Origin of the sequence: Colwellia sp. PAMC 21821, from assembly GCF_002077175.1 — a bacterium.
GTDB lineage: Bacteria > Pseudomonadota > Gammaproteobacteria > Enterobacterales > Alteromonadaceae > Cognaticolwellia.
In genome coordinates this window covers 120796-136108 of record NZ_CP014943.1, presented here as the reverse complement: position 1 = coordinate 136108, position 15313 = coordinate 120796, and the positions used below count along the sequence as shown (strand labels likewise).

At 38.7% G+C, this 15313-nt stretch carries 11 protein-coding genes; 1 reads left to right on the top strand and 10 read right to left on the bottom strand.

From position 1 onward, the window contains the following. Positions 1-89: 89 nt before the first annotated feature. Positions 90-953, bottom strand: a complete 864-nt coding sequence (gene xdp1 / locus A3Q33_RS00560) for an exosortase-dependent surface protein XDP1 (protein ID WP_081177936.1) — start codon at positions 951-953, stop codon at positions 90-92. Positions 954-1396: 443 nt separating this feature from the next. Between xdp1 and A3Q33_RS00555 the strand changes: the two genes are divergently transcribed. Further along, positions 1397-2104 carry an alpha/beta fold hydrolase gene (locus A3Q33_RS00555; RefSeq protein ID WP_081177935.1) on the top strand — a complete coding sequence of 236 codons (708 nt, stop codon included), beginning with the start codon at positions 1397-1399 and terminating at the stop codon, positions 2102-2104. A gap of 170 nt (positions 2105-2274) precedes the next feature. On the opposite strand, the gene A3Q33_RS00550 is transcribed toward A3Q33_RS00555, so the two are convergent. The 9 genes from A3Q33_RS00550 to A3Q33_RS00510 form a co-directional block, all read right to left on the bottom strand. Continuing rightward, a complete protein-coding gene (locus A3Q33_RS00550; RefSeq protein ID WP_081177934.1) occupies positions 2275-3840 on the bottom strand; it encodes a tetratricopeptide repeat-containing sulfotransferase family protein in 1566 nt (521 codons plus the stop codon). 214 nt (positions 3841-4054) lie between these two features. Next, on the bottom strand, positions 4055-4843 hold the full coding sequence (locus A3Q33_RS00545) for a sterol desaturase family protein (RefSeq protein ID WP_081177933.1): 789 nt from the start codon (positions 4841-4843) through the stop codon (positions 4055-4057). Next, positions 4840-5520, bottom strand: a complete 681-nt coding sequence (locus tag A3Q33_RS00540; protein WP_081177932.1) for a CDP-alcohol phosphatidyltransferase family protein — start codon at positions 5518-5520, stop codon at positions 4840-4842. Before A3Q33_RS00540 ends, A3Q33_RS00545 begins: the two co-directional genes overlap by 4 nt. 81 nt (positions 5521-5601) lie before the next feature. Then, the gene (locus A3Q33_RS00535) at positions 5602-6258 is read right to left on the bottom strand and encodes an ATP-binding cassette domain-containing protein (RefSeq protein WP_081177931.1); all 657 of its coding nucleotides are present in this window, start codon (positions 6256-6258) and stop codon (positions 5602-5604) included. Next, the gene (locus A3Q33_RS00530) at positions 6255-8006 is read right to left on the bottom strand and encodes an ABC transporter permease (protein ID WP_081177930.1); all 1752 of its coding nucleotides are present in this window, start codon (positions 8004-8006) and stop codon (positions 6255-6257) included. The genes A3Q33_RS00535 and A3Q33_RS00530 overlap by 4 nt, the downstream gene beginning before the upstream one ends. Before the next feature lie 3 nt (positions 8007-8009). Beyond that, complete coding sequence (locus A3Q33_RS00525; RefSeq protein WP_231295747.1) at positions 8010-9569, bottom strand: ABC transporter substrate-binding protein; 1560 nt, start codon at positions 9567-9569, stop codon at positions 8010-8012. Continuing rightward, a complete protein-coding gene (locus A3Q33_RS00520) occupies positions 9556-10407 on the bottom strand; it encodes a DUF547 domain-containing protein (protein ID WP_081177929.1) in 852 nt (283 codons plus the stop codon). Before A3Q33_RS00520 ends, A3Q33_RS00525 begins: the two co-directional genes overlap by 14 nt. A gap of 5 nt (positions 10408-10412) precedes the next feature. Then, a complete protein-coding gene (locus A3Q33_RS00515; protein WP_081177928.1) occupies positions 10413-12587 on the bottom strand; it encodes a dihydrolipoyl dehydrogenase family protein in 2175 nt (724 codons plus the stop codon). An 11-nt stretch (positions 12588-12598) separates the two neighbouring features. Continuing rightward, a complete protein-coding gene (locus A3Q33_RS00510) occupies positions 12599-14944 on the bottom strand; it encodes a TonB-dependent receptor (protein ID WP_081177927.1) in 2346 nt (781 codons plus the stop codon). Between the last annotated feature and the right edge of the window lie 369 nt (positions 14945-15313).

The following is a 15313-nucleotide window of genomic DNA, read 5'->3' as shown; positions in this document are numbered from 1 at the left end:
AAGTTAAATTAATATGATAAGACTAGAAGCTAAAAAGCTTGGGCAAAAAAAAAGATGGCTAAGCCATCTTTTTTTTAATGCAATATTTATTACTTTAGCTTTTTACGACTAGAAGCAAATAAACCCGCGATTGCTAAACCAAACAATGCAATTGAGCTAGGCTCTGGTACGCTTGTTGCTGGGGCTTGTTGGCTAGTAGTAAATTTGATTCCAGATAACTTTATGCCATCATTACCTTCCCAAGTTGTATCTCCACCAAATACGGCAGCATTTAGGGCACCGACTAACCAGTAACGAGAAGAAGCATTTTCAATACTCCCTAACTTGTTTTTGTCAGAGTCTCCAAACATTGTATAGTACCCATAATTGTTATCGTATTGCATTTGGGCATAACCAGACGCGATAGTTTGACTTGATGAGCCAACCTGTGCCCAAGTCTTACCAGCTAAATCACCAGAGTTTAATGCTGCAACACTAACTTCAGTATTACTTGTACTAGCTGATATCCAACTAAACCCAGCAGCATTAAGGGTAACCGCTTCTGAAAAATCTAAAAGAAAGAAATCGTAATCTTGATACTCACAACTACTACCATAATTGTCAGCTGAATGTGAATAGCCGCAATAGTTTAGTTTAGAACCATCAGTTTTTTGCTCATCAGCATTCTGTATAGACCAACCGTTGCCGTATTGATCCATATCTACTGCACGTTCGATCTTGTTATCGCCAGCTACACTTGTATCTTCTCCTGGCATATTGCCAGTATCTGACCATGCTGATACGTTAATATCAACACCACCTAAGGTTACATCAAACTGGTTGAAATTATTACCTGTGTCTGTAACACCATTATTTGCGCCAAAATGACCGTATGTAGTTGTAACACTAGCCATGGCTGCAGAAGAAACCAATAACGCAGCGATCAAACTTATTTTTTGTATGTTATTTAACATATAAACTCCATTTATCTTACTAAGACAGCTATTTAGATTTAGTTAAAACTGAATCTAACATAGAGATAAAAATTATATTTAATATGTAAGTAGGCAGGTATCGTGCCAGTTAAGGCAAGCCCTTTAAAAGTAGTGCTTTATTTGTATTTTATTGTTAGTAAAAAGCAATACTGTAAAAAAAGACGACACATTTTATTTACATAAGTTGGTTGATTATAACGCAACTTTAAAAAGAATTATAGTGGTAATACCAGTTTATCTAATTACTTAAAATACATATAAATTTTATAATGTGCTTTTGAATGGTTATCAACACCAGTATTAAAAGTTAATTAACTTGCCTAGTACTAAGGTAGCACTTCTTTTAGGCGCTTTGTTTATTACAGTTAACCTTGTTCATTAAATGAACATTCGTAATAACTATAATTAATAAGCGAGCAAATATGAAAATAATATCCACCATAGCGAAAACTAAAATACTACTTTCATTGATACTGATTTTTGCAACACAGAGCGTTTATGCCGCTTGTGTAGACAATATTGTATTAGTGCACGGTAATACTGGCACACCTTCTGACTGGGACAATACCTATGATTTATTAAAAGCCAAAAACTATAACGACAGCCAAATATTCCGACCATCGTGGGGCGGTTCGTCTGCCAGTTATAATAATCATAGTGGTGCAGAAGAAACACCCGTTAAAAATTCAATTAACAGCGCAATAGCCAGTTCTTGCACAGGTAAAATTGATATTATTGGTCATTCAATGGGCGTTACTTTAGCTGCGCAACAAGTGATTAAGTTGGGTAAAAGTAATAAAGTAGATGCGTTTGTTGGTGTTGCTGGTGCTTATCGAGGTTTATGGACCTGTGGCGCTTATCCTTGGAATGTATGGACACCAACTTGTGGTGCAAGTGGTTTATCTGTTTCGAGCCCATTTTTAGATTGGTTAGAGGGTAAAACAATTGCAAGCCGTGTGTATTCAATAAAAAGTTGGAGTGATCAAATAGTTTGTGGCAGCGGTACATGTCGTGTTGGTGGTATTCACTCAAGCCAAATTGATAATGAAAATGCGACCTATAGCTATAATTTAAACCATTTTGGCTTACAAACTTATACGGCTAATAAACAGTATGATTTAATTAAGTAACTCATGTTTTTTAACATGAAATTGCGTAAATAGTTTGAAATAAATTTACTAAAAATCACCAGTAAGGACGCTGGTGATTGAGTTGTTTTTATGGTTAAAGTTATAAATAGCAGAAAGCACTAAACCTTTACTATCAGTACTCACACGTTAATTTTTTTATTATTCCAAGCTCAATTACTGCCATTTGCTAAAATATCTTTCACACCATCTAAATATAAATTGTATTTTTTCCAATTACCTATCGATTTATTGTTAATAGCACTTCGCACCTGAACAGCACTTGCTGTAGCAACCGGCGCCGTATTTTTGTTGATTTCTAAACAAGCCTCTTGCCATGACAAACCACAAAACTCAATGAGTTTTTTGGCTTCGGTTTCGGGATCGTTAACCAGTTTTTCGTAATTAACGATATAAAAATTGTCAGGATATAATTGTAGCCATGTCTGCATTAAATCTTTAAATAGCAAGTAGAACTCGGCCGTAGTAGTCAGTTCGTAAGCATAATTATAATAGGAGTAATTTACCGCAAATAATTGTCTGAAGTTACTGACAATGGTATCGAGAGGATTACGGTCTAAACAAACTATTTTTGCTTTGGGTAAGGCTTGCAATATAAAGCCAGCATATAAAACATTTAATGGCATTTTATCCACAAATTTAGCCGTGTTTCCGGTGACTGTGCGCGTGCTTGCTATATAGCGTTTACCTAATTCAACAAAGTCTATGCCCTTTGCGGTTTGTACCGTTTCAGCATCAATAACTCTATTTGTTGTGCTGTTTGACAGTGTTTTAAGCAATAAGCCAAAGTGCTGCAATTCGCCCGCGCTAGTTACATCGCTGTGTTGCGATAATATACGTTCAACTAATGTGGTGCCTGTTCTTGGCATACCAACTACAAATATAGCTTCGTCTGAGCCAAAGCCTGATTGATTAAGGTTCGGCTTTTCAAAATATTGCTTTATTGCACTAAACATTGCCTTGTCGCTGTTTATCGAATAATTCAACTCTGTGAGTTTTTTATTTTTTGCCCGTTGTAAGTATTCAAAAGCAGACTGATAGTCTTTTAATGCTTCGAATTCTCGCGCCAATGCATGACCAATATAGAGTGAGTCGTCAGAGTTTAGTGTGGTTGCATTTAACGCTTTTAACGTGGTGATATGGTTATTGCTTTGAGATATGTCGCCTAAGCTTGTTAATGCGGCATGCGCTTTACAATGCGCTGGTGCTAGGGCAATACATTGGTTATAGCTTTTTCGAGCTAAGGCAAAATTGCCAATAAATTTTTGTGATGCACCTAAGTTAAAAAAGTATTCGGCATTTGTATTATCTTTTTCTACTGCACTTTCAAAACATTGTGCAGCTAACTTATGTAGGCCTACTTTGCTATATACACCACCGATGGTATCCCATGTTAAGGCAGATGTAGGTTTTAGGTCTTGAGCAATGTCGGCTTGTTTTTTTGCTTCTACATGATCATTTTGTAAAACATGTGCTTTGGCTAAATGGGCATAATACTCACTATTTTCAGGACTAAGCACTGACGCTTGTTTGATTAAGGCGATACTTTTATCAAGGTTATGATGTGCAATGGCAATCATGGCGAGCAAAAAGTAGCCATCTGCAAAGTATTTATCTTGTTGCAGTATTTGAATTAAACAATGATGAGCTTGTTTATATTCGCCTTTATTTAAATGAGTTTGTGCTTGTTGATGCAACAGATTAATTTCTTTTAGCATTTTTACGACTTTTGGTTGTGAGTATTAAAAAAGCACTTATTGGCATGGCCAGTTAAGTGCTTAAACATTTTAACGTATAAATTTGCTTAATGTAAAAAATTTACAAATCAAATAAGTACTCAAACCTTACGCCAATTTCACGAGGAGTTGCTAAGTAGTAACCTTAGTAACGCTGAAGTGCAGGGCGTTATTGAATCGGCTATTACCAACAGTGCTAACGCTTATCGAAAGGCATTTTTAATAATGATAACAAGGTCGCACTTTTATTATTAGCTGGATAACTTTTAAGGCCAATATCTAAACCTTCATCAGGCTTTTTAGCTTGTGATTTATAGCTGCCAAATAATCTATCCCACCAACTAACGCTAAAGCCATAATTACTATTAGTTTCTTCCACTACTTGGCTATGATGAATTCGATGCAATACTTGTGTTATTAGTATTGTGCGCAAAGGATTTTCTAACCAGCGGGGTAGCCTAATGTTTGCATGATTAAATAGTGCAAAACCATTGAGTGCGACTTCAAATATAATTACCGCAATTGCTGGTACGCCAAGAATTAAAACCGCTAAACCTTTCAGTAATATGCTCAATACTATTTCAATAGGGTGAAAGCGTAAACCGGTACTAGCATCGATATGGCTGTCGGCATGGTGCACTTTATGAAAGCGCCATAGCAGAGGTACAAGATGAAAAAGTCGATGCTGCCAGTAAATCATTAAATCTAATATCAATACGCTTAATGTAATGACCAGCCAGGTTGGTAAGTTAATATTATTGAATATCCCTATGTCTTGTGAAGTCGCATACAAGGCAATACCAGTAACGCCAATAGGCACTAATAACCTAGCGACGACTGACGATATAATCAAAAGCGAAAAGTTACCTAACCAGCGCACACGTTTTGTTAGTTTGCTTTTTCGTGCAGGGAAGCAGCTTTCTAGAACGAGCATAGCGAGTAGAATAATAAAAAATAGACTTAATCGTAAACTGGCATCGGTCATTTAGTTTTCCGTTTCTGAAGTTTCTTAACAGTATTTTTCGTCGCAGATGTCTGTTGCTTTATCGTTTGCTTTTTTAAAGTATGATAACCACCATATACGCGTGTAACAATCGTGATACCGGCTAAAAAAGCAAAACCGTAGGCAAGTTCAGCAAAATACTGCGGCCATAAACAAAAGGCGATGAAAACAGCGATGGTTTCGGTACCTTCGGTTAAGCCGTTTAAATAGTAAAAACTTTTGTAGGCAAATTGGGGTTTCTCTAAGTTGAATTTTTCTGCCGGAATAGCAAAGGCTAAAAAGCTTGAGCCGGTACCAATAAATACCGCTAACAAAACCGCGGCAGCTAAAGCATTATGTTCAGGGTTTGCTATGGCAAAACCTAAAGGTATAGCGGCATAAAATAAAAAATCGAGGCAAATATCTAAAAAGCCGCCAGCACTTGTGCTGCTATTTTGATACCGTGCTAGTGCGCCATCTAACCCGTCAAATATTCGATTTAAAATAATGGCGGTTAAGGCTAAATCCCACATGTTAAAGGCTAGTAAGGGCACAGCAAATAAACCAATGATAAAACCTATAACGGTGAGTTGATCAGCCGTTACTTTGCTTTTATCTAATAGTCTAACCACCGGGTATAACAAGGGTTTTATCACTGGTGTAATATATTTATCTAACATGCACTTTCTTCTTAACTATTTTATGATTATGGTGAGTTTTTGCTGATATTAGCTCATTTATTAACTAACACATCTGCTAACTCATCGACTATTTATCGACAAGTTAATCACTTTACCGTTAGCGGCAATCGCATCTGACTCATCATGGGTCACCATTATTGCGGGTAACTTGTGCTGCTTTATTTGCTCAAACACTAATTGTCGTGTTTCTTGTCGTAGTTGGCTATCTAATTTACTAAAGGCTTCATCTAATAATATAGCTTTAGGTTGACTTAATAACACACGTAATAGGGCAACACGTGCTTGTTGGCCGCCTGATAAACTGTCGGGATGACGATGATCTAAACCTGCTAAGCCAACCTCAGCGAGGGCGAAACTAATTTTAGTTGCTCGAGATTTTTTATCGCCTTTTGGCATCGCAAAAGCAATGTTATCAGCAACAGACAAATGCGGAAACAACAAGGCATCTTGATACAACAAACCGATATGACGTTGGTAACTTGGCGTGTGAGTAATATTAACGCCATTTAAATGTACCTTACCATCGGCATTAAACCCTTTAGGTAACATGCCTGTAAGCCAGTTTAACAAGGTTGATTTACCACTGCCAGAAGGGCCCATAATCGTTAATACTTCACCACCTTTGATTATTTCATTAAGTGATAATAACGGGGTTTTATCTCGCGTTATGGTCAAACCTTCTATTTGTAGACTGTTGTTCTCACCTGTGGGGCTCATAAGTTAATCTCGGTTTTCATCTTTTGCGCTCTTTGTTTATTTTGCCATGTTGAAACTAGCCATATCATTGAAAAAGCAATAGCAGGTAATAGCATTTGTATGAGTGCGTAAACAGCACTGGTACGGCGACTAGCACCGTTGGCTAAGCTCACAGCCTCGGTGGTTACGGTATTTAATCGACCACCGCCAACCAGTAAAGTAGGTAAATATTGACTAAAGCTAATAGCAAGCCCTAAAGCACTGGCCATTAGAATAGGCATGAGTAGTTGCGGTAAACTCACCTGTAAAAATATTTTTAATGGCGATGCACCTAAACTTGCGGCAACTTGTGCATAACGAGGATCAAGCCGGCGATAACTCACCGCTAACGATAAAAATACATAAGGTAAAACAAACAATAAATGTGCCAAGGCAACATTCAAAAATGTTGTTTTACTGTGTAAGGCCTCTTGTAACCAAACTAAACCAAACAAAAAAGCAATGCTGGGGATCATCAGCGGTAAATATATAATTAAACTACTGTAATTTGAAAGTTGCGCGCCGTTTTGTTTTTCATACTCTAAAGTAAGCAAAGTTAAAATGATGGCTACACTTGTTGACACTGCACCGATACTCAGCGAATTTATAATGGGAGTTTGTACTTGTAGTAGAGCCGATTGCCAATGCAATAGCACCCATTGTTCAGGTAGAGCTAATGGGAACTGCCAGTAGCCAGCAAACGACCAAAAAACCATACCAAGCAAGGCTAACGCGATAGAGCTGATCAACAAAACGGTAAAAACATGGATACCTTTCGCAAAAAAAGCATCGCCGTAATTTCGCTTACCGTTACTGAGGCTTTTGCAGGTTACAGCCTGCGTTAACTTTTCTAATATCCACCAGGTAACGAGTACCGAAATGGTAATAAGTAGTTGTAATAACGCCCCTGCAGATGCTTTTATTCGTAAACTTAAGTCAACATCATGAAACCAATTCATTATCGCAACGGCTAAGGTTGGTGGTGTATTTGGACCTAAAATTAATGGCATTTCTACACTAGCACTGGCATAGGCTAGTATGGCTAATATGGGTAAGCGCATTAATGGATAAATGTTTGGCAATACCGCTTTGAAGAAAGCGGTCATAGGGTAATAACCTAAACTGAGCGCAAGTCGATATTGCGCACGTAACTTAATGTTGAGTGCCGGTTGTGCAATTGCGCTCAGTGTCATCAGTAATAAAAACGGCAACTCTTTTAGCGTTAAGCCCATGATAATGCTGATACCGTAAGGGTCGTGAGGCAGTAACCAATCAATAGGGCTTTGCCATCCCGTAAACCACGGCGAAAGTAGTCGGGCGAACATTCCAGATGGTGTAATTAAAAATGCAATCGCTATAGCGGCTGCCGCATGTGGAATCACTAAAATAGGCCCTAATAAACGTTGAATGCGCGCTAACCAAGGGCTGTCAAAGTAAGTTGCTAATAATAATAGCGTGATAATAAAAGCTAGCAAACCACTAACAATGCTACTGAAAAAGCTCAAACCTATCATCTGCGCTATGCCAGGTGTTTGCATTAATTGCTCAAACCCTTGTAAGTTGAATTGGGTTTTATCTAAGGCAGGAAGCCAGCCAAATGCAGGTAAAATTACGCCAAGTAAGCCGCCAAGTACTGGCAAAATTAATATTGCCATTAACACCTTAGGGCTAATGTTGACTATTGTGCTAAAAATTCGATCAGCTGCTTTAGTAACCGATAAATTACTCATAACTTATTTCGCCCCATAGCGTTTCAGCCATTCACGGCTGATGAGTTTCGACCAACTCGGGTGGGGCTCACTTAGTGCTTTTATTTTGCTGTTAACAGGAAGTGAACTTGGGTGTGGCTTATTGGTGCTAAATAATGCTTGTTGCTGAAGTGGTAACTGTGAAACATCAATAACCGTGCTATCGCCCCAAACTTGGGCTTGTTGTTTTTTTGCTTGTGCTTCAACGCTGAGCATAAAATTAGCAACTACTTTTGCTGAGTTACTATTCGCCGCATTATAGGGAATAGCAACAAAATGAATATTACTTAAGCTGCCATCTTGCATAACAAAACTCCTGGTGTGCTCGGGTAAGTTATAACGCGCCACCGAAGCAGGAATTTGCGCCGCAGAAAAGGTGAAGCCTAGATTTATTTCGCCATCTCCCACTAGTCTTTGTAGTGCTGTGCCGCTAGCAACAAAATATTGCCCTTGACGCCATAAATGAGGGTGTAATTTATCTAAATAGCGCCATAAAACGGGTAACAAAACGGCTTGGTTTTCTGGTGTCGCCGCTTGATATAAACCTGACTTTATTTGCTTCGTTTGAAATTGGTTCAAGGCGATAAGCGCATATTTAAGAAAACTTAATGATAGAAAATCAGCGGGTTTGGGATAAGTGAAGCGACCTGGGTTTTGCTCAGCCCAAGCAAGAAGTTGATGAATGTTTTTAGGTGCATCTTGAATACTTTCTTGATAGGTATTGTGTGAAAAATTAAGTTTATTGATTTGATCAGTAGGTGTGTAGTAAAAAGTTAGAGATGCTTGCCCCCAAGGTGCTTCCATACCTTGAGTGGGGAGGCCAAAGTCTCGGGTCATTGCTTCATTTTCGGTTGGGTTTGTTAAGGTAAAGTTAGGCAATTGTGCAACCCAGCCTTTGGCTAAAAGTTGATATTGTGCCATTGAGGCAAAATTTTCGCCGTTTATCCACACTAAATCAACTTGCCCTTGTTGATGATTTTCTGCCGACTTTTCTGCTAATACCCGGCTTACGGCTTCACTGGTGTCAGTTAATTTTACATGGCGTAAGTCAATGTTATGTAATTCTTTAACTCGGGTAGATAGCCACTGAATATAGCTATTAATTTGTGGGTCGCCGCCCCAAGCATGAAAGTATACAGGGTAATTTTTTCCTGATGCTTCTATGGCATTCCATCGAGAGTTTAAAGTAGAGGGTAAAAGAGAGTCGCTTGTTACTTTTGGTGTTACTTTTGGTGTTTTTTTTGTCGCTGACTTTTGTCCAAACATAGCTGCTTGGTCAGCTATGTTTGCTGAAGTAGGCTCAGCATAACTTGATGCAGTTGAAGTTACAGTTATAGTTAATAAGGTTGCTAACACTATATTGAGCGCCCAAAATTTCTCGATAAAGGTTTTTGTTTTGGTGCTTTTAGAATGTTGTTTATTTAAATCACGTTTTTGCGGCATTGATAATAAAATAAGGAATGTGTTCAAACAGAAATAAGTAAAAAGAGTCGTTAAACGACTCTTTTTACTGCTGACTAAATGCTGTGATTTACCTAACAGCATTGAGCGCCCAATCATAATTTAAAAACTTTTTATCCATATCTTCAGACCTTAATAATGCCTGTTGTGCTGGCGTTAAATTTAATGCCTCATGATATAACAATATAAAAGCAGGTAAAGAATTACTGCCGCGAAAGCCTAATGTGAAGTCATCACCGTACCACTTAAAAATAGCGGAAAGCTCCATGCTATCTTCATTAAAACGATTACGACTGGTATCCGTTAAAAAGCGCACAGTTTGTTCGTTTAATTGTTGCTCTAGTTTATCTGCGCTATAAGCTTCTTCATGCAAAGCCGGGCAACCAATACTGGCACAATTAACCGCAAAATGAATACGCGGATCGCCATATTTATTATCGCCACGAATTAGCTCATGTTCAATATTGTCTAAGCTGCGTATTTCACCTAATAGCGGAATAAACTTCTTACTCCAAGGCGAGCTAAAGAAGCTCCCCAAATCTTTAATTGATTTTAAATCAGGGTAGGCAGTTAAAATAAACTCAACGGTCCAAGCATTATAAGCGTTGATTAAAAAAGCCAATTGCTGAGGCGCTGGCCATTGTGCAAAGGCTTGTTTGTCAACTTTGCCCAGAGCAGCCAAATAAACTTTTAACTTGGCTCGCTCTGTTTTCATGCCGGTATAATCAACTTGGCTTGAATGGCCATTATTTATCGGCTTAACATGTTGGGTTAACAATGTTTGCCATGGCTGATGTAAAGCTTGATGCAATGTCTCTTGCGCCACGCTTATAGCGCTATAAGCTGTAGTTAACATAAGTAATGCAGCTAATTGCAAAGATTTAAACGATGTAGTTAATCGGCTACTTTTCACTTTAACCATAGTAATTAACCTCGTCTCCAAGTATGGAATTTCTCTAACCAGCTTAAAACGGTTTCAGGTGCATGGTTACGTTTCCATTCACCAGCTGCGTATTTATTACCTTCAGCCCATGTTGGGTAGCTGTGAATCGTGCCTAATATTTTGTTCAAGCCTAAGCCGTGTTTCATTGCTAAAACAAACTCTGCGATTAAATCACCTGCATGTTCAGAAACAATAGTAACGCCCAGTATTTTATCTTTACCTTTTGGTGTTATCACTTTAATAAAACCGTTAGCTGCACTGTCAGTAATTGCTCGGTCTAACTCTTCAAAATCAAAACGGGTAATTTCGTAGTCAATACCTTGCTCGATTGCTTCTTGCTCGTTAATACCAACACGAGCGACTTCAGGGTCAATAAAAGTTGCCCAAGGAATAACACGATAATCTACTTTGAACTTCTTAAAGGTACCAAATAAAGCATTAACCGCAGCATACCAACCTTGATGAGCGGCAACGTGAGTAAACTGATAAGGACCAACAATATCACCGGCAGCAAAAATATTAGGGTATAGCGTTTCTAAGTAGTCATTAGTTTGAATAGTACGGTTAGTTTCGATGCCTAACTCTTCAAGACCATAGCCTTTCAAACGAGCAGAGCGGCCAACAGCACACAATAGCTCGTCGTATTCAATAGCCATTTCTTCTTGTTCTGAACCTTGTTCGTGCTTAAGGTTTTTCACAATGATGAATTTTTTACCGTCACGTTGTTCGCAACGTAAAGCTTGGTGTGAGGTTAGAATATTTACGCCACTTTTTTGTAACGACTGGCTAGCAAACTCAGAGACTTCAAGATCTTCTCTGATCATAATGCGCTCAGCCATTTCAATTTGAATAACTTGTGAGCCTAAACGTGCAAAGCTTTGTGCAAGTTCACACCCAATAGGTCCGCCACCTAATACCACTAACTTTTTTGGCGCGGTATCAAGTTTGGCAAATTCTGTCCATAACGTGTCACTAGTAACATAACCACTCTCTTCAATACCCGGCAATGGCGGTACAAATGGACGAGCACCGGTTGCAATAACAATGCTACGTGCCGTTAGGGTTTGCATAGTGCCATCGTTAAGTTTAATTTCAACAGTCCACGGATTAATTAACTTTCCGTAACCTTTTATTACTTCTACACCTAAGTCAGTGTAACGTTCAACACTGTCGTGCGGGGCAATATCGGCTATAACTTGGTGCACGCGTGCCATCACTTTTTTAAACGAAAATTGTGGTGTTGTGTTCTCTAAACCGTAATTTTCTCCGTGTTTGATTTGGTCTACAATTTTAGCACTTTTAATAATAGCTTTACTTGGCACACAGCCATAGTTTAAACAGTCACCACCCATTTCTCCGGCTTCTATTAACGTTACTTTCGCTTTTACTGCAGCAGCTATGTAGCTTGTTACTAGTCCACCAGCACCGGCACCAATGACCAATAAGTTACGGTCAAACTTTTTTGGTTTTTGCCATTTTTTATAGACTTTACGTTGCTTTATTTTGTTAACAATAGCCTTACCAATTAAAGGTAAAAGCCCTAATAAAACAAAAGAGAAAATAAGTTTAGGTGATAAAATGCCTGACAAGCTTTCTATATCAGCTAGTTGTGTGCCGGCGTTAACATAAACTACCGTGCCAGCTAGCATGCCTAGTTGGCTTACCCAGTAAAACGTCCAAGCTTTTATGCCGGTAACGCCCATTAATAAATTCACTAAAAAGAACGGAAACACAGGGACTAAACGTAAGGTAAATAGATAAAACGCGCCTTCTTTTTGAACCCCTTCATCAATCGATTTTAAGCGTTCAGGAAATTTCTTTTTAATACTGTCACGTAATAAATAGCGTGAAACTAAAAAGGCTAATAATGCGCCAATGCTTGAAGCAAATGAAACAATAATAAAACCTTCAACTAAACCAAATAACGCACCTGCAGCTAAAGTTAAAATAGCCGCGCCAGGTAATGACAGCGCAGCGACTAAAACGTACAGAGCAAAGAAACCACCAATGACTAACGTTGGAGATTGTTCTCGCCACTCGCCAAATTGATCCATTGAGCCTTTAAGGCCTTCTAGGGTCAGTAATTGGTTTAAATCGTAGTGAAAAAACAATGCCACTAGCGATACGGCTATAACTAATAATAGTATTTTCTTAAACATGAAATGTGTCCTTAAAAACTGTGCGTTAACGTGAGTTTGGCATTGATAGGGAGCTCTGGAAAAACCAAGGTCGATCCAAAGTATCCGCCTTCAAAAACAGGGCGCCAGTTTTTTTGATTAGTAACGTTATTAATATCGAAACGCACTTTTGTGTTTTCGGCTATTGCATAACTGGTGTTGAGACCTAAGGTGTATTGATCGCGTATGTTTACTGTCGCCAAAAAATCTAGTGGATAACTCGAGGTGTATAAAGCGGCAAAACCTGCTTGCCAATTTTCGTTGAGATAAATGCCACCATTTACACTTAAAGACTGCTCTGGAATACCTTGAACACGACGAGTAGACGGCGCAAATGCAGCGAAACTTGGTGCGCCAACACTGGTGCCTTGAATAATATCAGGGCGAGTGTTGTCGAAGGCATCGGCTATTTGTGATGAACTTTGAAAACTGGCTGAGTTGTCATATCGTGCATCAAGGTAACTGTAACTCACGTTAAACCAGTATGGTGCGGCGTCGTAAAAAACTTGCAGTTCAACACCTTTAGTTTTGATACCAGAATTACTGCCATCGCGATTTCGCAAACTACGACGTTGATTAAATAGTGAACCATCAACATACCAAGCGCTGTTGTCTGGTAGGTATTTAATGCCAACTTCATTTAATGTATTTTCAGTGGCAAAATTCTGTTCACTGATTAAATTGTCAGCGCCAAGTGAGTTACCACCTGCCATGCTGTTTGATGTGGCTTCATTGTAGCTAGTGGCTGCATAAATGGTTAAATCAGTATCAAGTTTATAGTTAATGCTAGCTTGGCCTGAATGTAATATTTCATTAATGCTATCACGCGCTGCTATTTGCCCAGCAGGTGCGATAGGATCTCTAGCTTCTACGTCATAAAAATCGATACGGTAACCAAAGTTTGTGCGTAAACGTTCGCTCCATTGACTGTCTTGTTGAATGGCAAAGCCAGTTTGCCAGCTGGTAGAGTCGGTAGTATCAGATAATGAAAAATCACCAATGTTGTCATTGTTTATATCATATTGTCCACCGGGTGAAACAAATACACCAGGGCTGAGTTCTACCAGCCTAGCTTGTTGCTCAGGAGTAAGTGGAATACGACGGTTTTCAATTGGACCTGTTAAGTCGATTGGGTCATCGGCCTCAGTAGTAAATTGACTATAGCCACGCACTTTGTTGTAACGCACATCAAAGGCTAAAATGGTTTGTTGTTGGCTGTTCCAGTCATGACTTAGCTCTAATCTATTTTGCGCGGTATCGGCGGCAGCTATTATTTCAACAAAACTGTTTTGAGCAATTTCATCGCGAGTTAAATGCTGATAGTAAGTGCTGTTTTTTAATCGTGTTTGGCCACTTAATTCACGCGTGTATATGCTGTGTAATAAAAAAGTTTCGGCTTCGTTGGCATTATCAGGGTCGGTTAATACCGTACTGCGGCTTATTTGCACCTGCCCAGTAGGTGATACGATTGCACCAGCACCAGGAATAAGGCTGCTATTAGGTTGCACACCTTGGCCGGTTATATATAAGCCATGATCGATGAGTGCTTGTGTAGGCCGATTAATACCCGCATTATCGGTAAATTCAACTTGGTAAAATTCAAAGTTTATATCCCAAGTGCTTTTATCGTCGGGTAGGAAGCTAAATACGGCGAAAAGGCTATCGCTTTCAAAGCTTGAGTGATCATAAAAACTGCCATTATCTATATGTTCAGCGCTAATTCTAAAACCGCTTTCACCTTTCACAATCGGTGCCGATATATCCAACTGAGCGCTGTATTGGTCCCAACGACCTGCGGTAAACTTTACTTTAGCCGCGCTTTCTTGTGTTGAGGCACGTTTAGATTGCAAATTAACAAAGCCACCATTACGCTGGCTACTGCCGAACAATACCGGTGGCGCACCTTTTATTACATCTAACTGATCTACAGCGTTAAAAGAGAGCGGCACACCAAAACCATTATTGCCTGCTTGACGGCGCATGCCATCTTGAAAAAGCTCGCCTAGTTGCCCACGCAATGTCGGTAAGCTTGGCGCACCAAAGCCTGTTGCTGAATAACTACTTGGCGTTATAGCCAAAATATCTTGCAAGTCAGTAATGTTTAACTGCTCCATCATCGCGCTAGTAATGGGCGTCATGGAACGTGCAATGTCATCTAAGCCTAAATCATCACCAAATGGGCCACTAATTTTGGTGTTTTTTGGCGAGAAACCATGATTAATAATACGTTGGCCAGATACTTCAATAACTTCAACACCAGTTTTTTCTACTTCTTGAGCATTCGCTACTTGAGTTTGAAAAATAAAATGAATGCTAAGGGCGATTAAACTGTATTTCATTTATGAATACCTAATTTTTTTGTTATTAATCATTGTGGAATATTACTTATTAAAAATGCTATGGGAGACTAGACCCACATTAAAAGTAATAAATTTCAGGATATTAAATTTACAGTACGTTTAAGTTTAGATTTAGTTCATAAAATTTTAATAAAAAGCTGCTGGCGTCTTAAAGAAAAAGAAGGTGAACACGCTTTTATCGTGTATAAATGAAGTGGAAAGGTGTTTAAAATTATTGAAATTTTGCTAAGAGAGTTATTAATAATTTATATTATCTAAAGTGAGCTTTATATTGCAGATTTAACCGTATTTAAATAATGAGAGCATATTTAAGTGTTTAAATATAGATGAATATCAGCAAGTAACCAT